The sequence below is a fragment of the Methanosarcina sp. genome (genome assembly GCF_049706645.1).
Taxonomy (GTDB): domain Archaea; phylum Halobacteriota; class Methanosarcinia; order Methanosarcinales; family Methanosarcinaceae; genus Methanosarcina.
This window is the reverse complement of record NZ_JBNAKP010000015.1, coordinates 235,848-256,569: the sequence shown is the minus strand read 5'-3', so window position 1 is coordinate 256,569 and position 20,722 is coordinate 235,848. Positions and strand designations below refer to the sequence as shown.

18 protein-coding genes are annotated in these 20,722 nt (G+C 44.2%); 13 read left to right on the top strand and 5 right to left on the bottom strand.

Annotation, left to right across the window (positions count from 1 at the left end):
- Nucleotides 1-343 precede the first annotated feature (343 nt).
- The 6 genes from ACPK8D_RS06980 (at nt 344) to ACPK8D_RS06955 (ending at nt 6,947) form a co-directional block, all read left to right on the top strand.
- A complete protein-coding gene (locus ACPK8D_RS06980; protein ID WP_424717114.1) occupies nt 344-895 on the top strand; it encodes an LURP-one-related/scramblase family protein in 552 nt (183 codons plus the stop codon).
- Nucleotides 896-1,279: 384 nt separating this feature from the next.
- Complete coding sequence (locus ACPK8D_RS06975) at nt 1,280-2,338, top strand: AI-2E family transporter (RefSeq protein WP_424717162.1); 1,059 nt, start codon at nt 1,280-1,282, stop codon at nt 2,336-2,338.
- An 801-nt stretch (nt 2,339-3,139) separates the two neighbouring features.
- Entirely contained in the window at nt 3,140-3,586 is a 447-nt protein-coding gene (locus tag ACPK8D_RS06970; protein ID WP_424717113.1) for a DUF1269 domain-containing protein, read from the top strand.
- A 181-nt stretch (nt 3,587-3,767) separates the two neighbouring features.
- Entirely contained in the window at nt 3,768-3,953 is a 186-nt protein-coding gene (locus ACPK8D_RS06965; protein ID WP_424717112.1) for a hypothetical protein, read from the top strand.
- A gap of 167 nt (nt 3,954-4,120) precedes the next feature.
- On the top strand, nt 4,121-5,434 hold the full coding sequence (locus ACPK8D_RS06960; RefSeq protein ID WP_424717111.1) for an anaerobic sulfatase maturase: 1,314 nt from the start codon (nt 4,121-4,123) through the stop codon (nt 5,432-5,434).
- Between the two features lie 22 nt (nt 5,435-5,456).
- Nucleotides 5,457-6,947 carry an arylsulfatase gene (locus ACPK8D_RS06955; protein ID WP_424717110.1) on the top strand — a complete coding sequence of 497 codons (1,491 nt, stop codon included), beginning with the start codon at nt 5,457-5,459 and terminating at the stop codon, nt 6,945-6,947.
- Nucleotides 6,948-7,055: 108 nt separating this feature from the next.
- Here the strand turns inward: ACPK8D_RS06955 and ACPK8D_RS06950 are convergent, their stop codons facing one another.
- Complete coding sequence (locus ACPK8D_RS06950) at nt 7,056-7,211, bottom strand: hypothetical protein (protein ID WP_424717109.1); 156 nt, start codon at nt 7,209-7,211, stop codon at nt 7,056-7,058.
- A gap of 400 nt (nt 7,212-7,611) precedes the next feature.
- Here ACPK8D_RS06950 and ACPK8D_RS06945 point away from each other — a divergent pair, with 400 nt between their 5' ends.
- Both ACPK8D_RS06945 and ACPK8D_RS06940 read left to right on the top strand, forming a co-directional pair.
- Nucleotides 7,612-8,655 (top strand): AI-2E family transporter, encoded by a 1,044-nt coding sequence (locus ACPK8D_RS06945; protein WP_424717108.1) that lies wholly within the window; start codon nt 7,612-7,614, stop codon nt 8,653-8,655.
- Nucleotides 8,656-9,490: 835 nt separating this feature from the next.
- The gene (locus ACPK8D_RS06940; RefSeq protein ID WP_424717107.1) at nt 9,491-10,018 is read left to right on the top strand and encodes a YqhA family protein; all 528 of its coding nucleotides are present in this window, start codon (nt 9,491-9,493) and stop codon (nt 10,016-10,018) included.
- Between the two features lie 16 nt (nt 10,019-10,034).
- On the opposite strand, the gene ACPK8D_RS06935 is transcribed toward ACPK8D_RS06940, so the two are convergent.
- Entirely contained in the window at nt 10,035-11,561 is a 1,527-nt protein-coding gene (locus tag ACPK8D_RS06935; RefSeq protein ID WP_424717161.1) for an aminoacyl-histidine dipeptidase, read from the bottom strand.
- Between the two features lie 521 nt (nt 11,562-12,082).
- The gene (locus tag ACPK8D_RS06930) at nt 12,083-13,342 is read right to left on the bottom strand and encodes a hypothetical protein (protein WP_424717106.1); all 1,260 of its coding nucleotides are present in this window, start codon (nt 13,340-13,342) and stop codon (nt 12,083-12,085) included.
- A gap of 498 nt (nt 13,343-13,840) precedes the next feature.
- On the opposite strand from ACPK8D_RS06930, the gene ACPK8D_RS06925 reads away from it, so the two are divergent.
- Complete coding sequence (locus ACPK8D_RS06925; RefSeq protein ID WP_424717105.1) at nt 13,841-14,938, top strand: hypothetical protein; 1,098 nt, start codon at nt 13,841-13,843, stop codon at nt 14,936-14,938.
- Between the two features lie 184 nt (nt 14,939-15,122).
- Complete coding sequence (locus ACPK8D_RS06920) at nt 15,123-16,244, top strand: hypothetical protein (protein WP_424717104.1); 1,122 nt, start codon at nt 15,123-15,125, stop codon at nt 16,242-16,244.
- A gap of 207 nt (nt 16,245-16,451) precedes the next feature.
- Here ACPK8D_RS06920 and ACPK8D_RS06915 read toward each other — a convergent pair whose 3' ends face one another.
- Nucleotides 16,452-16,784 carry an NUDIX domain-containing protein gene (locus ACPK8D_RS06915; RefSeq protein WP_424717103.1) on the bottom strand — a complete coding sequence of 111 codons (333 nt, stop codon included), beginning with the start codon at nt 16,782-16,784 and terminating at the stop codon, nt 16,452-16,454.
- A 990-nt stretch (nt 16,785-17,774) separates the two neighbouring features.
- On the opposite strand from ACPK8D_RS06915, the gene ACPK8D_RS06910 reads away from it, so the two are divergent.
- On the top strand, nt 17,775-18,344 hold the full coding sequence (locus tag ACPK8D_RS06910; protein WP_424717102.1) for a hypothetical protein: 570 nt from the start codon (nt 17,775-17,777) through the stop codon (nt 18,342-18,344).
- A 147-nt stretch (nt 18,345-18,491) separates the two neighbouring features.
- On the opposite strand, the gene ACPK8D_RS06905 is transcribed toward ACPK8D_RS06910, so the two are convergent.
- Nucleotides 18,492-18,617, bottom strand: coding sequence for a hypothetical protein (locus tag ACPK8D_RS06905; RefSeq protein WP_424717101.1), 126 nt, complete (start codon nt 18,615-18,617; stop codon nt 18,492-18,494).
- 13 nt (nt 18,618-18,630) lie between these two features.
- On the opposite strand from ACPK8D_RS06905, the gene ACPK8D_RS06900 reads away from it, so the two are divergent.
- Together ACPK8D_RS06900 and ACPK8D_RS06895 are read left to right on the top strand one after the other, a co-directional pair.
- Nucleotides 18,631-18,774, top strand: coding sequence for a hypothetical protein (locus tag ACPK8D_RS06900; RefSeq protein ID WP_424717100.1), 144 nt, complete (start codon nt 18,631-18,633; stop codon nt 18,772-18,774).
- A 268-nt stretch (nt 18,775-19,042) separates the two neighbouring features.
- Nucleotides 19,043-20,452: an alanine/glycine:cation symporter family protein gene (locus tag ACPK8D_RS06895; protein WP_424717099.1), complete on the top strand. Its 1,410-nt coding sequence runs from the start codon at nt 19,043-19,045 to the stop codon at nt 20,450-20,452.
- Nucleotides 20,453-20,722: the final 270 nt, after the last annotated feature.

The following is a 20,722-nucleotide window of genomic DNA, read 5'->3' as shown; positions in this document are numbered from 1 at the left end:
GCGAAATTATAAATTCGTTTAAATTATATTTAAACATATTTACGAATTCGGATGGGGGGAATATCTCAAAACAATTTAGGGGAGTCTTTACTATCGGCATCCGGAACCGTATATCCTATCGGAATCCTAAACAGGATTAATTACGAAACTCACATGGTAAAGTAAAGAAGCATAGCATAGTAAGGAACCCTTTAATACACCAGGAAAGCCCCTGGCACAGTGAGGAGCCATGGCTACCTGATGAGTGCTGGATGATACAGGATTCTCCACCATTCCCTTTTACGTCGGGCTTTTTGAGATACGAGAAGCTCCGGACTACAATAAAACAAAGGAGTGATTAAAGATGGGATTAAGGGATAGACTCAGGGATCGTGAAAGCGTGAGCGGTTCCCAGGACCACGGAACAGCAGGTGGACAACGCTACAAAATGCGTGAAAGAATCATTTCAATAGGAGATGACTACTGGATCGAAAATGAAGCTGGGGAGCGTGCATTCTTTATTGACGGAAAGGCGCTCCGCATTCGCGAAACCCTGAATATTAAGGATGCGCAGGGAAACGATCTATATAAAATAAGGGAGAAAATGCTCAGGATCCGGGATACGATGGACATCGAGGATGCGGAAGGAAAAACGGCCGCATCAATCAAAAAAGCCCTGATTACACCTCTCCGCGACCGATTTAAAGTTGAAGTCGCAAATGGGCCTGAAATGGATGTACAGGGCAATATTCTGAGGCACGAATACAGCATTGACGCTGGCGGGACAAAAGTTGCAGAGGTCTCCAAAAAGTGGTTCCGGATAAGGGATACCTATGGGGTGGAGGTTTCTCCGGGACAGAATGCCCCTCTTATCCTGGCAATTACGGTAGCACTCGATCAGATGGTACACGACTAATAGAAAATTGGGGAAAAGGTTTTTTTCCGATCGCTTAAGGGAAAAGACCTGAAATTATCTCCTGCTTTTTTGTTTCCTGCTCTCATATATTGGAATTTCGTGCTTGGACTTGGGGGTGTTTTGCTTTCAATACCTCTTACATTAGTTATAAAGATTTTACTTAAGATTTTGAAGAAACAAGATGCATGGCCATTAATGGGACCAGTGGAACACATCGATGACAATTAAAAACTAGTCAAACTGCGTTTCTTTCAAATCTTATTTTAATATTATATATGATAACTCATATATATTCCAAATTTTATATTCTTTATAATATAATGATGCAACTATTTTTTTGATGCAGATTTCTCGATAGGGAAGAGAAAGATTGGGGGATAAAACATAAACACAAATACCATTTCAACGCCAGCCAAAATTCTGATTTACAGCACTGCTGCAGTTCTCCTTACACTTGGCATGAGGGCGATTTCAACCATACTGGTACCGGTTTTTTTCGCTCTGTTTGCCTTTCTGATCTTTTCTCCCCTTGTTCACTGGCTCATGAGGAAAGGGGTTCCGGGAAAGGTTAGCGTTCTTCTGGTAATCCTTATTTTCATGTTTGTTTTTGTTGGAACCGCAATTCTCTTTGCAAGCTCTTTACTCCAGATCAGCGGCAGGATTCCAAGCTATGAGAACCAGCTGCAGAGTATTCTGAACAGTATTTCAACGTATTTACCTGAAGCCGGAGTGTCGTTGGAATCGGCCCTACGCGATATTTCGGCATTTGCTTTCGGTGTAAGTGCGCAAATTATTACAGGAGCCTTAAATGCCGGATCAACAATTGTACTCATTTTTATCACGACAACGTTTTTACTTCTGGATGCTGCAGGTGCGCCAAAAAGAGTGCAAAGAGAAGCTGAAGAGCAGCCAGTCCATTTTTCGCGGTTTGCCGAGTTAAGCAAAACCGTTGTAAATTACATGCTCCTGAGGACTGAGACTAATCTGGTTGGGGGCATTGGAGTTACCATACTTTTCCTTCTTGGAGATATAGATTTTGCTCTTCTCTGGGGCCTCCTGTTCTTCCTGTTCGGTTATATCCCTTACCTGGGCTTTTATCTGGCCACTATTCCACCTATGCTTCTTGCCCTGTTCGAATACGGGGCTATAGGGGCCCTGGGTGTCCTTGCCGGCGTCACTATTATCAATGCGCTCGTGGAAAATGTCGTTTTCCCATCTATTGCGGGGAAAGGCCTTAAATTATCTCCGACGCTTGTGTTTCTTTCTTTATTTTACTGGTCTTATGTGCTTGGGACAGCAGGTGCGCTGATTGCCGTACCTCTTACAATAGTTGTAAAGATAGTTCTCGAAAGTTCCGAAGACACACGCTTGATAGCTAAACTGATGGAATCAAGTGGGGATAGGGATCAGGATGAGGAAAAGATTATAGAGAGTTCATCTTGAAATTCTAAAGACCTGTGATTTAAAAATTGCCAGTTAGCGACATCGACAGTTAATGCTGCACTCAGTCTTGCTAATTCGGAAAGCCTCAGTTTGGGCTATAAAAAGAAAGCAAAAAGGTATGCCCGACGATTTTAAAGAGTAATCCTTTTCAGCAGACCCGATAAAATTAATCAACATGCATAAAATAATATATATAAAAGAATAATTATATAAAATGGATTATTGAACGACGAGCCTGGGGGAAATCTCGAAGGTTCAATTGGGGGTTACAACACTAAAATTAATCGATAGATACCTGGTAAGCAACTTTCGCAATAAGACATTGATAAATCTCAGTATCCAGGTTGAAATCGACAGTATCAAAAAAGGCAATTTTAATTGATTCACCTGCCTCTGAATAGCGCAGTCTGTGGAAGGATATCAGTATACGCGAGATATTGTAAGATCACATTGCATGAAAAAACGTACTAAAACATACTATAGGCTTTCCTGTAACAAACTGGCTATTCCTTAACCCCGGTACAAAATGGCTTGAGGGATTTAAGCAGGACTTTTTCCCGGCTACTATATTGCTGCATGCTGAGATAGCAGAAAATGTGTATCAAGGGAAGAAGACATGACTAACCCAGGTTTTCAAGATTTACAAAACAATAGTGGAGACGATAGTTTAGCCTCTATTGGCGAACTGGCTTGAAAACAGAATAATCAATAAAATCTATGATATAAAAGGAGGTTCGAGTTATAGCAACTTTAACAGTTCTTAAGTTTGAAACTATTGATGGTGCTGAAAGGGCACTTCATGTGATTCAAGACCTCAGCAAGCAGGGCCTGATCAATCTGCATGACGCAGCCATAGTTACCTGGCCTGCGGACAAGAAAAAGCCAAAAACCAAACAATTGTCGGATTTATCAGGCGTAGGAGCAATGAGCGGCGCTTTTTGGGGCTTGCTGTTTGGTCTTATCTTCTTTGTTCCTATATTTGGAATGGTTGTTGGAGCCGCGTTGGGCGCACTCACCGGTTCCATGGCAGACGTTGGAATTAGTGATGAATTTATCAAGTCTGTCCGCAGCAAAGTGACTCCAGGTACGTCAGCCCTCTTTCTTATGACCAGCGATGCCGTGAAAGATAGGGTTTTCGAATCCATGAAACAGTTTAATTTTGAGATAATTGCTACCAACCTGTCCAAGGAAGAAGAGGACAAGCTTCGTGCAGCCTTTGCTGAAGAAGAAACAGCTCCAGCATACTGAATTCGGACCTGAAAGCCGACCCTTCGGAAATGCAAATTTTTCCGGAAGCCGGTTGTAAGATAAGAACAACGGTTCCTCAAAAAATGAATGTTGGGAGAGGAGCAGAAGGTCAGTTCCTTTCCACATTTTACTTTTATGCGTTTTTCAGGAAAAACAATGCTAGTAGGAGAATAAAAGAAGTTTGAGGAATGGCAATCTAACAGTTCTGAAGTTCGAAACTACCGATGGTGCTGAAAAGGCACGTCACGTGATTGAAGATCTGAGCAATCAGGGTCTGATAACGCTTCATGATGAAGCCATAGTTAACTGGCCTGCGGATAAGAAGAAAAATTTAGGGCAGCCTTTGCTGAAGAATAATCCCGAATGAAAAATCAGGTCTGGTCAGAGAGTCAACTCTCTGGAGATTTCTTTTCACTTCTTGAGATTGGTAACGATACAAAAATTACGGATTTTAAATAAATATCTGCTGCCTACCAGGTTTTTGTTACAAAAATGTGAAGAACTGCCGAATAATAGCCCTGTAAAGGAGTGAAAATGACACAAAACTTCCTGCATCCCCGCATTCATGTGATGGCCAAGCCTACCGGAGCGATCTGCAACCTGGCCTGTTCCTACTGTTTTTTTCTTGACAAGGAACTGCTCTATCCGGGTAGCAGGTTCCGAATGTCAGACGAAGTGCTGGAAAACTACATCCGGCAGCTTATCGAAGCCCACCGCAGCCCGCAGGTAACCGTTGCCTGGCAGGGGGGTGAACCCACGCTTATGGGCATCGGCTTTTACCGGCGTGCCATCGAACTGCAGGAAAAGTACAGAAAACCGGGAATGACGTTCGAAAATACGATGCAGACCAACGGCACACTCCTTGATGACGAATGGTGCCGGTTCTTTAAGGAAAACGGCTTTCTCATAGGGATCAGCATCGACGGCCCGCGTGAACTGCATGATGCCTACCGGGTGGACAAAAAAGGGGAGGGGAGCTTCGACAGGGTCATGAGTGGGCTTCGCCTACTGCAAAAACACGGCGTGGAATATAATGTCCTGACCACAGTTAACCGCACCAACGCCGATTATCCGCTGGAAGTCTACCGCTTCCTGCGGGACGAAGCCGGGACAGACTGGATTCAGTTCATTCCTGTTGTAGAGAGGATAAATGAGGAGGGACACTCCCTTTATCAGAAAGGGGACACGGTCTCGGACCGCTCGGTGCAGCCAGAGCAGTTTGGAAGCTTCCTGAGCCGTATTTTTGACGAGTGGGTGAGAAATGATGTGGGCAGGGTCTTCGTGCAGACTTTTGAGGCTTCTGTACGCAGGTGGCTGGGGATGCCTTCAGGCATGTGCGTTTTTGAAGAGACATGTGGTACGGGGCTTGCTCTGGAGCACAATGGCGATCTCTACTCGTGCGACCATTTTGTGGAGCCGGACTACCTGCTTGGCAATATTATGGAAAAAGAGATTTCTGAGCTTTCTGCCTCGGAAAAGCAGTACAGGTTCGGGCAGGACAAACATGCTACTCTGCCGCAGGAATGCCGTGAATGCGATGTGCTCTTTGCCTGCAGGGGAGAATGTCCTAAAAACCGCTTTCTTGCCACTTCTACCGGAGAAACCGGCCTGAACTACCTGTGCAAAGGCTGGAAAGCTTTCTTCCGGCATATCGACTTTCCGATGCAGATCATGGCAGGCCTGATGCGCAGGGGTTATCCGGCAGTAGAGGTCATGCGAGTCCTGGCCCTGGAAGACGCTTTTACCCGTGCAGGCCGAAACGACCCCTGCCCCTGTGGCAGTGGGCTCAAGTTCAAACGCTGTCACGGCCTCAAGAAAAAGGGGCCCAAAATCCGAAATGTCAATTAATCTATATAATGGGGATAAAAAAATGACAGAAAAGAAACCAAACATACTGGTCATCTGGGGAGATGACATTGGCATTAGTAACCTCAGTTGCTACAGTGACGGTCTGATGGGATACAGAACGCCAAACATTGACCGGATAGCTAACGAAGGTATAAGGTTTACGGACTCATATGGGGAGCAGAGCTGCACCGCAGGCAGGGCATCTTTTATTACAGGACAGAGTGCCTTCCGAACAGGTTTGAGTAAAGTAGGCATGCCCGGAGCAAAACTTGGAATCCGATCCGAGGACCCGACTATAGCCGAACTATTAAAGCCACTGGGTTATGCCACGGGCCAGTTTGGAAAAAATCATTTTGGAGACCGGGATGAACATTTGCCTACCAACCACGGTTTCGATGAGTTTTTTGGCAACCTTTACCACCTTAATGCTGAGGAAGAACCGGAAAATCCGGACTATCCACCTGAAAAAGACTTTCCAAATTTCCGGAAGAATTATGGTCCAAGGGGCGTAATCCGGAGCTATTCTGACGGCCGCATTGAAGATACAGGCCCACTAACCCGAAAACGCATGGAAACAGTGGACTTGGAATTTCTGGAAGCGGCCAGCGATTTTATTAAGCGCCAGCATGAAGCTGGAAAGCCGTTCTTTGTCTGGTTCAATACTACCTGGATGCATTTCAGGGTTCATATCCCGGAGAAAATAAAGGGGCAGTCCGGGCGCTGGCAGTCGGAATACCATGATGCAATGATCGAGCACGATCGGCAGGTTGGTATGCTGTTGAATTTGCTAGATGAACTTGGAATTGCCGATGACACTGTAGTTGTCTACAGCACGGACAATGGGCCCCATATGAATACCTGGCCCGATGCTGCCATGACCCCGTTCCGAAACGAGAAAAACTCCTGCTGGGAAGGAGCTTTCCGCGTTCCCGAAGTAATGCGCTGGCCTGCTAAGATCCGGGCAGGTACAATTTCTAATGAGATCGTGAGTCATCTTGACTGGCTGCCCACTTTCCTTGCAGCAGCTGGAGAGCCGGATATTAAGGAAAAACTCAAAGAAGGCTACAAAGCAGGAGACCGAACTTTCAAGGTGCATCTTGACGGCTATAATCTGCTTCCGTATTTTACAGGAAAAGAAAAGAAATCCCCACGTATAGAGTTCTTTTACTTTTCCGACGATGGGGACCTGGTAGCTCTCAGGTACGATAACTGGAAAATGGTCTTTATGGAGCAGCGCGTAATTGGTACTTTACAGGTCTGGGCTGAACCTTTTGTCCAGCTTCGCGTACCAAAAATCTTCAACCTGCGCACCGATCCTTATGAAAGGGCGGATCAGACCTCAAACACCTATTATGACTGGCTGCTGGATCATGCCTTCCTGCTGGTGCCTGCCCAGGCTATTGTGGGTGATTTTTTGGCAACTTTCAAAGATTATCCTCCACGCCAGAAAGCTGCAAGTTTTACCGTGGATCAGGTTATGGACAGGCTTTTGCAGGGAATCGGGAGCACCTGAGTGTGAGGGAAACGAAAAGAACAAATGGGGCTAATGCCTGTTAATTTAACCTGAATTTCAGGAGCTGAGATAAGCGGGAAGCAGGTTTTAAACGGAGGTAAGCAGGTTTTAAACGCTGGATAGCTGGACTTTAAGCGAATCAAGCGAGTTATGCCGGTAATTTTGAAAATCTCCGGGATGTATCGGGTGGAGCATGTGCAGGGTGTATATACTTATGTAATACTTACAACCCTTTTTCCTCATTTTTGCTGCACTCTTATTCATCCCTTCGTGGGCACCCTTGCTGTTTTTGCAATTTTTATGATTGTGAATGTGTTTTCAGAAAATCCTGTTTTCCCCTGACTCGCAGGAAAGGGGCTCAATTTATCTCCTCAACATCTCCTGCAATCTTATTTCTTACCCTGTTCTACTGGAACTGCGTACCTGGAAGGACAGGTATGCTACTGTCATATCACTTACGATATTTTGAAACTCATATCTGAAAGGTTTGATGAAATGAGATGGCTTGCCAGGTGGATTGGTCCAGCGGAAGATCTTGAACACAGTTAAAAAGAGCAGAAAAAAGCTGAGAACCCGGGGACAAGAAAAATTCGGAACTCTTGAAAAAATTTTTATACTATTAGCCGAATGCTAATTAACGGTATAAAGGTATCCGGGAGCGTAAATGAACACGGATAAAATCAACAAAGATAGTTACTCAGTGCCCGCCAGGATATTACTCTACGGCACGGCAGCAGTCATCCTGACAATCGGGATGAGGGAGATTTCAGGTATACTTGTGCCTGTCTTCTTCTCAATTTTTGCCTTTCTGATCTTTGCCCCTCTGGTTAACTGGTTCCAGAGAAAGGGCGTGCCCGGTCCAGTCAGTGTAGGTCTGGTAATTTTCTTCTTTATTATTATTGCCACGGGTACAGTTCTTCTTGTTGCCGGATCCCTGTTCCAGCTCAGCAGCCAGATTCCTGGTTATCAGACTCAATTTTCGGACTTAATACAAAATATTGAGCGATATTTACCTGCATCAGATGAATTTTCCTTTGAAGGAATTCTGCGCGATATAGGGGCATTCGTACTTGGTCTGACTGCAGGAATTCTTACAGGAGCTTTGAATGCCGGAACAACAACCGCGCTCATTATTACCACTACAACTTTTTTGCTTCTGGACGCAGCAGGCGCTCTTAGAAAGGTTCAAAGGGAAGCTGGAACTCAACCAATGCTGTTTTTACAAGTTATCCAACTTGGTAAGAGCCTGGTGAGTTTTATTCTTATAAGGACTGAGACCAATTTGATTGCAGGCATTGGAACGACCATACTTCTTCTTATCGTAAGAATCGATTTTGCAGTTCTCTGGGGTATTCTGACCTTCGTGCTTGGTTATATTCCGTTTCTTGGTTTTATTCTGGCAGCTTTTCCACCTGTGTTGCTTGCACTATTTAAGTACGGACCTCTTGGAGCACTCGCAATTCTTGCTGGGCTCTGGCTTATAAACGAGTTCGTAGAAAGTGTTGTTCTCCCATCTCTTGCAGGAAAAGGCCTTAAATTATCTCCGTCGATAGTATTTCTTTCTTTATTTTACTGGGCTTTTGTACTGGGCCCTTCAGGTGCACTTATAGCCATACCTCTTACAATGGTTGTAAAAATGATCCTGGAAAGTTCCGATGATACTCGCTGGCTGGCAGGGTTGATGGAATCGGGTGAAAGCAAAGAATAAAATCAAGAGAATACAGGAGTAAAACCAGGGGAATATAGGAGTAAAACCAGGAGAAGATAGGCGAGATGCTTTTTTAAATCGGGGAAGAGCGACCTCAAAAAGCAGTAAACCCGAACTCATAAAAAGAATCATAAAGAATCTTAATTGAAATACTCTAAAGTATGTAAATCCGTATATAATAATATATATAAAAGCAACAGTATATTATTAGCTTGCCGAATTCTATCGGCTTGCCTAATCCGGGCCTGCGGATTGGGGTTGCAGGTTCTGCAAAAAGCTATATCCAGCATTTGCCGAAGAATAATTTGAGAATGAGCTCATCCCAAAACCAATTTTACTTCCCCATCAACAAGAATTTCAAAAATATTTCCAGAATCGGAAACTCGATTGACTATCCTATCTTCGCGATTCAAAGGAATTATTTCGAGTTTTGAGATCAGCTCAATATTAATTTTGGGATAGGCTCAATAAAATAATGAACTCAGATTTCGCCAGAGAGTCTGCTTTCTGAGCACGATTTTAATTTTCCCAGAGCTAATAGCTATAAAACTGATAGTCATAAATGATAATCGTAGAATGGAAATTATAAAACTGGCAGTCTGGCAAGAAAATAGCGAATAACGAATTTTGATAAAAGACTGAAGAAAAAAAGCAGAGATGCACTGCCGATTGAAACCTCCATGTTAAGGATTCCGGTTCACAGAATAAATAAAGAGCTTAAATAGACCAAAAATTGCAAAAGGTCAAATTAAAACCAATAAAAATGAAAGAAGTAAAAACAAAAAGATAAATCCGGAGGAGTCTGATAATCAGAGCAGTTAAGTTTGTTGCAGGCATGCGGTTCTTCGTGCTCATTCCGGTTATCGGGCTGGCCGTTGCGGCTGACGTGCTGTTTATTAAAGGTGGCATTGACCTTGTTCATTTCCTCTGGGAACTTGTTTCCGGAATGCAGGAGGCCGATACCCAGGGGAGTGTGATTGTCGAACTTGTGGAGATTGTGCACCTCTTTCTGGTCGGTACTGTGCTTTTTCTCACCTCCCTGGGTCTTTATGAGTTATTTATTCAGTCACTCCCTTTACCCGAATGGCTGAGAACGCATAATATTGAAGAACTGGAACTGAACCTTGTCGGACTAACCGTAGTTGTGCTTGCTGTCAATTTCCTGAGCGTGATCTTTGAACCACAAGAAATCAACCTGGCTGTCTATGGAATAGGATATGCCTTACCCATAGCAGCTCTGGCTTATTTCATGAAAGTGCGCTCTTCAATAAAAGGAAGTGAGAAAGAAAGCAGGACAGCCAGCAGGGAAGAAAGTTCTGAGGGCAGTGAGCCAGCCTATTTACCACTCGAAAGAATAAATTGAAGTGGTTGAAATTTGATTACGTGCATCGATAACTTTTCAGAAGGCACTCCAGAAAAATCCAGACTTTTTCAATGGAAGGAATGAAAATCCTTTCCGAAGGGCAATGCGGATCTTTGATCGTCGGCCCTAAAGAAATCATTTCCATACCCTCATTTACCGAACCGATTATCCCGCATTCAAGCCCGGCGTGAATCACTTTAATCTCAGGTTCTCTTCCGAATGTTCCGGTGTAAACCTGCCTGCACCTGGAGAGCAGTTCGGATTTCAGGTCGGGTTCCCAGGCAGGATATCCGGGTTCATGTTCAATCCATGCGCCTGCGAGCTTTGCCACTGCTTCCACCTTTCCGGTAATTTCAGCCAATCTGGGATTATTAGAACTGCGCTGGCTTGATACGATCATTATTTCATTTTCAGTCGTCCTTACCGTTGCAAGGTTATTTGAGGTTTCGACAAGCCCCCGAATAGTTTCCGACATCCTGTAAACTCCATGTGGCAACCCCAGGAGCAGTTCTATCAGTTTTTCTTCGGTCCCTGCCGAAATGACCCGGATACGGGAAACTTCTTTTTTGGGAGCCCTGTCTCCTGCCCCTTCAAAGCTTATTTCTCCTCCAGTAGCTTCGAGATTCAAAATAAGGCCAGGGTCGGTTTTTGCATATTCAGCCTGAAACGCCTTCCTGAGACCTGACACGGCTTCCTTGGCTTCCTCGAGCTTTTCCCTGCGGAGTGCAATAAAGGCCTCTGCAGTACTGGGAATTGCATTATGGACGCTGCCCCCGTTTAGCAGGACAAGCCTCAAATTTTCTGCTCCGAGCCTGTCCCTGAGGCCTGCCAGCGCCAGGGAGAGCAGCTGTATCCCGTTTGCACGCTGTTTGTTGATCTCAACCCCGGAATGCCCGCCTTCCAGCCCCTCAACCGAGAGCCTGAAAAACCCGAATAAATTTTCATTTTTAAAGTCGAACAGTTCCCATTCAACAGGGAGTGTAATCAGCGAATTCTGCCCGCCTGCGCATCCTATTACAAAAACGCCTTCATCCTCTGAGTCAAGATTCAGAAGCACCTTCCCTTCAAAGAAACAGGCCTCAATTCCTTTCGCCCCTGTCAACCCTGTCTCCTCGTCTACCGTAAAGAGCAGCTCAAGCGGCGGATGTCCGATTTCTCCTTTCTTCCCTGCCTCTGCCATTACAAGCCCGACTGCAAGTGCAATCCCATTGTCCGCACCTATGGAAGTCCCATCTCCCCGCACCCATTCCCCATCATAAACGCATCTTACAGGGTCTCTGGAAAAGTCGTGCCTGGAATCTTTGCATTTCTCGCAGACCATATCCATATGCCCCTGCAGAATAAGTGTGGGGGAATTCTCATATCCGGCCGTTGCAGGGACTTTGATGAGCACATTGTTTAAGGAATCGGCTTTTACCTCAAAACCTCTGGATAGGCCCCACTCCTGCAGCCAGACGGAAATCTGGTCTTCATGCTTTGAACGCCTTGGAATTCTATTGATCTCTTCAAAGACTTCAAGGATCTGTTGAGTTTTCGGGTGCATAGGGATCAATTTTTAGTTTTCTTTCCGGGTTGTTTTTTAGGGTTATTCTGTAGGGTTGTTTTTCAGAGTTATTCTGTAGGGTTGTTGTTAGTTCATGTACTGAATCATGTATTTTTATAACTTACTGAAAAAAACCGTCACGCAATTTGATAAGTTTGAATAATATCTCAAAGCTATTTAGAAATTCAGTTAACAGGCCAGCTAGTAAATCAATTGCCTAATATTGACAGAAGTACAGGTTAAACAATATTAATAAAAATATATAAACATCTCAGAAACATCGAATAGAAAATCGAATTTAATAACTGGTTATATAAACTGACCTGAATTAAAAAAAGGTTATACTAAGCGGCCTGAACTAAAAAATTATACTAAATTATCTGAATTGAAGAACAGATTATTCCAGGCCATTTAAATTAAAGAACGGGCGTGAAACAACGCCCTGTATTTAAGAATGAAATGGCTTTCCTGCGTTTGAAATTGAAAGATACCTTATAAAAAATGCCCTGCATAAGATTTTATCAGGGATGCGGCATCATTTTTCCTCTTTGCGAAGACATTTGACTTTCTGTGCGTTCGGCTAACTGACGCTTAAACTGCTTGATATTTTTAGCCTGATCCCGCTCAGCCAGCTCACGCCTTGCTTTGCCGACTACCTCTTCACTTGGCACGCCAGCTCCATTCATCTTCCACTGGAACTTAAAGCTGGACCATTTATCGGTAAGCTCGCTGAACCGCCTGTATTCCGTATTAGAAGGCATGAGGTCAAGCTGCTCATCGATTACCTTATTTACATAGTTTTTATTCGGCTCGAAAACGACCAGAGGTTCGATAACATCAGCCTTTACGACATCCCTGATGTCTCTGCCTTCATACTTTTCAAGGAGGCGGGCACAGCCCTCGAAGTGCGAGATTTCCATTTTTGCGAAATTCTCCCAGATGCTTTTTATCCTGGGATCGGTTTCGGTCTGTGCGCAGGAGAAATAGATATAGGCTTCACAGAGCTGCATAAGTGCAGACTTTTCGAGCATTGTTTCCCGCGGATCGCCGAGTAACCCGTACTGGGTTACATGCTCTTCTTCAACATCGGCAATCTCGGAGTAAAGCTGCCTTGCAAGTTCGTCAGAATACATGTTCCCGTGAGTCTTGTAGAAAAGCTCGGTCTGCTGCTCGCCTGCAACAATGGTGAGATAATTCATTTTAGTTTTAATGTCAGCTGTGTCCTTATCGTAATGGTTGCGCATGGTGTCGTCAGGATGGCGGTGATGGGCAACTGTTGGTCTTCCCGGTTTTACCTCGGTCTTGCCCTGGACAATAGACTCAGGATCGCCGCCTTCCAGATAATCATAAAGGCAGCTGTAGCGATAGAGGTGGTCGAAGTCTTCAAGCAATGCAAAGTCCAGCGTTTGCTTTACATATGGATCAGGCTCGTTTTTAGCAAGGTTTGCAGTGAGATCGACAGCTACCTGTTCATAGCCAAGCGTAGTCTCTACAACACTCTGATTAGCCGGATTTAGCCAGTCGACCGTCTGCTGCTGCATGGAATCGACACGCCTCATCATTGCCATCTGCCGTTTAATCTCAGGATCGACAGTCATCCGTTCCATAGCATGGGACATGAGGATCGAAGCATTCTCAATACCATTCATCAGAATCACCCGGGTCCGGGTGTATGCATCGACTGATTTCTTGTCATACGGAGGTTTGACTATCTCCTTCCAGTTCATAAACTGTTCTTCTATCGGAATACTATCCATTTCAAAAGGTCTGAATTGTGCCATTACTATTTCCCCCAGATTTTTTACCAGCCCTGGCCCTTTGCGCAGTATCAGAATTAGTATAATTCCAGCTTCCTGATACAGAATTCCACAAAGAGCAAGGCCTTTCACTTTTGCCAGAATATCTTCTCAGCAGAGTACCCCACATATCTGCAATATTTCCCGCCTTAAGCTCCAGTGACTCCGGCTGCAGGCAAGGTGACTGACATTTAGCTGGCCTTATTTTAAGATCCTGTTTTTACTTATAATAATAGAATATATGTATAAATTTGATCTATATAAAATCCATCGTATATTAATTTCGAGATGAGTATGTTAATTTTGATAGAAATGTAATAGCCAAAGAAGTCAAAAGCTTCAAAATTAATAAGAGTAATATAATAAATAAGAACGTTATAGTATTAATATCCGATTTGTAAGATTAATTTCCAATCGGATAATTGAACCGTCATAGGGTTAGCGGTTCAGAAAATATTCTAAAGGGACGGGGGTAGGTTTAGCGTGCCGGATACATTGGATATGCTGATTTTCTGGGCTGTAGTTATGGTGCGTTTTTTTATACCTCTCGCCATTCCTCGCTACCCTCTTCCAGGCGTGCTTGCCTGCCTGATCTTAGACGGTATCGACCAGACGATCTTCCAGCTGTTTACGAGCCTGCCCCTTGAAGGCTACCAGAGCTATGATAAAGCCCTTGATAATTATTACCTGGCCATAGCATACCTTTCAACCATGCGGAACTGGTCAAATCTCTTCGCTTTTAAGATAAGCCGCTTCCTTTTCTATTACAGGCTGGTTGGTGCAGCTCTTTTCGAGCTAACACAGCTGAGGGCGATATTGTTTATTTTTCCAAATACCTTCGAATACTTCTTTATTTTTTACGAGGCAGTCCGCCTTAAATGGAACCCGATAGTGCTCACAAAAAACAAACTGATCACTGCTACAGCCCTCATCTGGATCTTCGTCAAACTGCCGCAGGAATACTGGATTCACATTGCTCAGTTGGACACTACCGACTGGATCCGGGCAAACCCCTTAAACGCCCTCATCCTGATCGCCTATGCGATGTTCCTGCTCGGCCTGGCGTGGTGGCTCTTACGGGACCTGCCTCCAATGAGACCTGGCTTTGAAATTGCAGCCGACTCTCTCCCTGTTGCCCAAGAAGAGTCTTCCGGTCAAGGAAGCAGAACTAGTCTTACGGTACTTAATTCTGCAGAACGTTTCTTCAATAACGCGCTTGTCGAAAAAATAGCGCTGGTATCTCTCCTGAGCATAATTTTTGCCCAGATCCTTCCAGGGGTACGTTCAACCAACCTCCAGCTGGCGATAGGCATGGCTATTATTATAATAATAAACACTGCATTGAGCCACTGGCTTGCCAGGCGCGGGAACCATTGGAAGTCTATTATTCAGGAGTTTATAGTTATGTCCGTCGTAAACCTCGGCATAGTCCTTGCATTTGACTACCTGCTGCCAAGGTACGGCGGTTCAATCAATCTTTTAAACACACTATTCTTCATCCTCCTCCTGACCCTGAACGTAACTCTCTATGACAGATATCGGGAGGTACACATCAGGAGAAACCCTGAGAGAAGCAATTGATTCTGGAAGATAAAAACGTTTGAAGTCTCGTGAGAGATATAAATGTGAAATATTATAAATTAAATAACGGTATTTTAGAATAAAGTGTTTTAGAATAAAAGTATTTTAGAAACAACCTTTCAAGCCGGATAGGAAATGACTATATCTGACCCGGTTGAGTGCCGGGAAAGGAGGCAAACCCATAATGCCTGAGACATCGGATCTGCTCATTTTCTGGGCTGTAGTTGTGGCTCGCTTTCTAATACCGCTTGCCATTCCCAGTTATCCCCTTCCAGGCATTACACTTTCCTTATTGCTTGATATGATAGACCAGACGATTTTCCAGCAGTTTACGTACCTGCCTCTGGAAGATTACCAGGGTTATGACAAGGCTCTCGATATTTATTATCTGGCAATTACCTATCTCTCAACTCTGCGCAACTGGTCAAATTTCTTCGCCTTCAAAGTAGGCCGATCCCTTTTTTACTACAGGCTGGTCGGAGTGACCCTGTTCGAACTAACACACCTGCGCCTGCTCTTGCTTATTTTTCCCAATATCTTTGAATATTTCTTCATTTTCTATGAGCTCGTCCGCCTGAAATGGGACCCGAGGATACTTACGAAAGACAAATTAATCACCACTGCCGCCTTTATCTGGATCTTTGTCAAATTGCCGCAGGAATACTGGATACATATTGCCAGGATGGACACGACGGACTGGGTGAGAGCCAATCCTCCGAATGTGATAATCCTGATTGGCTGGGCTGCTCTCCTTACTTTCCTGGCCTGGCGGCTTTTGCGGGACCTGCCCCCTATGCGGCCTGGCCTGATAGTTGCCGCCAGTTACAGGAATTTTCCGTATGACAGCCCTCAGGCCAGGAATATGAGGGATAATTATACGAGCCAGAGATTTTTCGACGACTTTCTGCATTACGAACTGATCGAAAAGATTATACTTGTTTCCCTGCTGAGCGTAATTTTTGCCCAGATTCTTCCGGAGGTCCGGGCAAGCAGCCTTCAGGTTGCAATCGGCTTATCGCTTCTTATTATAATAAACACCGAACTGAGCCAGTGGCTTGCCAGGCGCGGAACCCGCTGGAAATCGATAATCTGGGAGTTCATAGTAATCTCTGCCGTGAATTTCGGGATCGTGCTCGCATATGATTTCCTTATAATCAGGCTCGGCGGTTCAATCAACCTTCCTGACACTTTATTCTTTATTCTTCTCCTGACCCTGAACGTTACACTGTATGACAGGTACCGGCGGTCGCAAATCTGGAGCCGGGCAGGGACAGTTGTTTTTGCATGGTCAAAACAAACGGATTGAAAGGCTGAACCGGAAGAAAAATAATAGTTACAACCCCCTGAAAAAATATCTCAATGCCAGATGTACCTAAAATCTCAATCCGTGCCTGAAAATCTAAATCAGTACCTGAAAATTTAAATCAGTACATGAAAAACTCAACATGTACCTGAAAAACAAGATGAATAGAAATAACTGCACAGAATGATTTCCGGATTAAAGGACAGCCTTTTATTTACTCTCTCTCCTTAGCCTGTAATAAATGTCCAGTATTTTTACTGTGTTCTCAGAAACCCGCACCTTCGTGTCCTTTCCCGGCCTGAAAAACGCAAAATGGTGAATCTCACTTCCCGGTTCTGGCTCCCCCTTCGCCTTAATTTTGAAGACCTTGGACGCATGAAACTTGAAAAGATATCTCACATCGTAAGCCCGAAGCCCTGTCTCTTCCCGAAGCTCCCGAATCGCAGTTTCGATACTGGCTTCCCCTTTTTTCGGTTTTCCTCCGGGGAGCCGGTAGTAAGACCCGGAACTGCTCACCAGCAGGATTCCGTTATCGGTTTCCACTATTACCGAGCCTCTTCGGTTGTCGTATGCGCTTGGAATATTTTTACCCTCTTTGAAAAGGTTATGTTTAAAGGTTATATTCTACAGATTTTCTACTTGTTTATAAGGGTTTATTTTTTTGGAAATACTTAATACTTCCACAGATCGGTTGCTTTCTTTACTCGGGCCCGGCTAATGAAAATTTTTTATTTTTCTTTCAATTTATCAATAATTTAAGTTATCAATGCAACTTTCCTAACTCATACATCAATAAGCTGTAAATACGTAAATTCATCGTCCTGTATTTTTATATCCTAAAAATGCAATATAGCCATCCAGCATATTTACGATTCTTATGCCGGGGACAGCCGCAGCATCTATGAGGCAGTAGCCTGAGAACAGAATAATGGATTTATTACACTCATAGCCACTTATAAGCAAGATCGAAATGCAAGATGTCCATCACGACAATGTTCACAAACACTTTGAACTTTTTTGAGAACGTTCCATTAATCACTATCTAAATAAATTATTTTAGTTTGTTAAATCCAATTCTCATAAGTCTGCATAAGTAGTCCGTTTTTACAAGCCCTTCTTTTTACAGGTTAGAATGTAAATTACTTTATAAAACACACCTGTGGCACAATTCGAGTTTTCAGGGGTTACAGGGATAGTATTCATGCAGAATAAGGCGCAGCTTAAATAATTATTAAACAGACAAAAAAAATTAAATATGATGAAGAGATTATATAAGTTTATGGAAACACAGTTCAGAAACGATTTGATCTCAGCACTTGGTTGGCTTGCTCTCTGGATTATTGTCAGAACTTACGTAAACGCCTGTGCACCCTAACTTCAGGAGCCTGAAAAAGAAATCCGGACTAATGAAGCTGCAAAGACAATTTTTTGATTAAGCCGTCGGATTTGCCGAAGCCTCAGGGTAACAGATACAATAGACAGGTAAGAGAAATAACATACAATTTTTTATATTTAAAATTCGATTTACCCCCGATGGCAGCCTTCTGGTCACGGTCCAGAACCCTTGGCGCAAAACATAAGGGCTTTTCCTGGCGGATAGACGATCGAGGAAACCTTTTCATAAAAAGGAAGTTCAGAAAGAATCGTTTTCCCAGAATCGATAAGATTAGCTGCCGCCATCTGGACAGGCTCTGCGAGTTCATGCAGGATGGGGAATGGAAAGCCCTTGCGAACGGCGCTGCAAACCTGTGCATGGGAACGGAGAAGGACGGCATCGGGAAGTTCCTGTACAAGCTCCGTCCGGAAGTATCTTATGCCCAGCTTTCAAGCCAGCTGGGAGCTATTTTTTACCAGGCTGGAGTCTGGGGATGGAATGAGCAGAAAAGGGGAATGAAATTCCTGCTGCTTTCGGGAAACTGGCAGGAAAAAACAATCAAGTATTACAGGGATTCACTAAACCCGGAAAATGAAGTCGTTTTTCTTGATAACGTGCTTGAGCCTGCGAAGAAAGAAAAGCCGGGGAACCAGCAAAAGCAGGAAGGGCAAATTGAAACAATTCAGAAAACCGGGCAGATGAGACTTTCGGCTTTTTTCCGGAATTAAGGAAAAAATAAAAGAAAAATTCAGAAAAAGAGAATTTAAACACAAATAATAAAAAATCAAAGAAAAGTTAAAAAGAATTAAAAAGAGTTTAGAAAAGTTTAAAAATTTTAAAAAAGATTTTAAAATAGAGTTTACAGAATAACGGATTCAGGTGGTTTCGATCTCCATTTCGATACCCCCAACCTTCTTTGCAATAAGAGTATATACCGTGCCAAAAAGAAATCCCGCTATTGCTCCCCCAATTCCGTAAAAAACAACAAGAAATACGACCATAAATATACCTTCAGTGAAGCCCAGCCCATCTGCACTCGCTATTAGAAAAACAAACGGCGAAAAGATGATTGCAAGAGTAAGGTACATGAGGCTCAGGACTTTTGCCAGAGACGTGCTATTTAAAGATGTTATACGTATTATTTCAAATCCCCCTTAAAAATAAGTAAAAGCCGTGAAAGTATAAAAATTTACTCTGTTGGCGGCTAAAGGAAGTAGTTTTTTTGCTTATGAGGAGATTTTCCCACTTTTTTGCCTGTGGAGGGATTTTTCCGGATGTCTTTCGAATATTCCAAATTCCTGAGTTCAGCTTAATTCCGGAATTCAGCTTTATACCGTTAATTTCCGAACATTAACGTTTAAGACCAGCCTCAACAAATATTGAGAAAACCGATTTTTTCTAAAATTATCTCTTTACTTTATGGAGGTTGGCTTGCACGGGACTGGCGGATATCGACATACTTGACATTCTTACAGGAATAGACCAGTTAATCTGGGGGCCGCCGCTTCTGGTTTTACTTGTGGGAACCGGAATTTTTCTGACCTGGAAGCTCGGGCTGATCCAGATCTTCAGGTTGCCCCTTGCGCTCAGGTACGTGTTTAACTCAAGAAAAGCCGAAATCGGGGTACAGGGGGATATTTCGAGTTTTGCGGCGCTCAGCACTGCGCTGTCTGCAACGGTAGGGACAGGGAATATAGTTGGGGTCGCAACTGCAATAAAAACGGGAGGGCCGGGAGCTCTCTTCTGGATGTTTCTTGCAGCTTTTTTCGGGATGGCAACCATGTATTCCGAGTCCCTGCTTGCAGTCAAATACAGGACCGTGGATGCAAACGGGCAGATGTCAGGAGGGCCCATGTATTATATCAGAAACGGGCTTGAACAGAAGAAGTACAGCCGCATCCTTGCAGCCGCTTTTGCCTTCTTTGGGGTAAATGTAGCCCTTTTCGGGATAGGAACCTTTCCGCAGGTAAATGCCATTGTTGATTCGGCCAGGATTGCCTTTGATATCCCTGAAACCCTGAGCGCGGCTGTAATAAGCCTGCTTGTAGCGTTTGTGACGCTTGGCGGAATCAGGAGGATTGCAGCCGTAGCCCAGCTTCTTGTGCCTTTCATGGCAATTGGCTATGTGCTGGGCTGCCTGGTAATTATAGGCTTGAACCTCGAGAAGATTCCTGAAACCCTGGCCCTGATAATAAACTCCGCATTTACAGGAACGGCTGCACGGGGCGGCTTTCTTGGGGCAGGGGTAATGCTTGCGGTCAGAATGGGAATTGCGCGGGGAATTTTCTCAAACGAATCCGGCCTTGGAAGTTCCCCGATAGCTGCTGCGGCTGCAAAGGTAAAAGAGCCTGCCAGGCAGGGGCTTATTTCCATGACAGGGACTTTTTTCGATACAATTATCATCTGTTTCATGACCGGAACAGTACTGATCGTAACAGATTCCTGGACAGGCGACCTTGCAGGCGCCTATATGACAAGCTACGCCTTTTCCACCGTACTTGCAGAGGCCGGAAATTACATTGTAACAGTCGGGCTCATCTTCTTTGCCTTTACAACTATTCTGGGGTGGAATTACTATGGTGAGCGCTGTACGGAATTCCTCTTCGGCGTAAAAGGAATTCTCCCTTACAAGATCGTTTATATCCTGATTGTTGCCTCAGGCGCCTTCCTGACCCTTGATATCATCTGGGTGCTTGCAGACATAGTAAACGGACTCATGGCTCTCCCAAACCTTATTGCCCTGCTGGCTCTTCGGAAAGTTGTTGCGGCCGAAACCAGTCAATATTTTGAGAAACTGGAGGCTGAAACCTCAAATTCCGCTGAGGCGTCGAAATAATCCGCCTGGAGCATGGTAAACCCCTGGAATATCGAACAACCCTGCCGAAAACGCCGTTTTGGCTCAAACACAACCGTTGGGCCGCAACCGTTGGGCCGCAACCATTGCGCCGGTTGATCACGCCGACAATTCCGTTTTCGATCAAACCTTTTTTAAAAAGGTTTGTGATCACGCCGGATAGGGTTAGGGGATTATAAGTATTTCTCAACCCAGGCGTTGCCACGTTTTCGCTCAAGCCTTTTTTGAAAAGGCTTGCAATAGAAAAATACA

What these genes read in the sequence shown, in the direction of transcription:
- ACPK8D_RS06980 (WP_424717114.1), top strand. Translation starts at nt 344, where the DNA reads ATGGGATTAAGGGATAGACTCAGGGATCGTGAAAGCGTGAGCGGTTCC.
- ACPK8D_RS06960 (WP_424717111.1), top strand. Translation starts at nt 4,121, where the DNA reads ATGACACAAAACTTCCTGCATCCCCGCATTCATGTGATGGCCAAGCCT.
- ACPK8D_RS06955 (WP_424717110.1), top strand. Translation starts at nt 5,457, where the DNA reads ATGACAGAAAAGAAACCAAACATACTGGTCATCTGGGGAGATGACATT.
- ACPK8D_RS06950 (WP_424717109.1), bottom strand. Translation starts at nt 7,211, where the DNA reads ATGAATAAGAGTGCAGCAAAAATGAGGAAAAAGGGTTGTAAGTATTAC.
- ACPK8D_RS06945 (WP_424717108.1), top strand. Translation starts at nt 7,612, where the DNA reads ATGAACACGGATAAAATCAACAAAGATAGTTACTCAGTGCCCGCCAGG.
- ACPK8D_RS06940 (WP_424717107.1), top strand. Translation starts at nt 9,491, where the DNA reads ATGCGGTTCTTCGTGCTCATTCCGGTTATCGGGCTGGCCGTTGCGGCT.
- ACPK8D_RS06935 (WP_424717161.1), bottom strand. Translation starts at nt 11,561, where the DNA reads ATGCACCCGAAAACTCAACAGATCCTTGAAGTCTTTGAAGAGATCAAT.
- ACPK8D_RS06930 (WP_424717106.1), bottom strand. Translation starts at nt 13,342, where the DNA reads ATGGCACAATTCAGACCTTTTGAAATGGATAGTATTCCGATAGAAGAA.
- ACPK8D_RS06920 (WP_424717104.1), top strand. Translation starts at nt 15,123, where the DNA reads ATGCCTGAGACATCGGATCTGCTCATTTTCTGGGCTGTAGTTGTGGCT.
- ACPK8D_RS06910 (WP_424717102.1), top strand. Translation starts at nt 17,775, where the DNA reads ATGGCAGCCTTCTGGTCACGGTCCAGAACCCTTGGCGCAAAACATAAG.
- ACPK8D_RS06905 (WP_424717101.1), bottom strand. Translation starts at nt 18,617, where the DNA reads ATGGTCGTATTTCTTGTTGTTTTTTACGGAATTGGGGGAGCAATAGCG.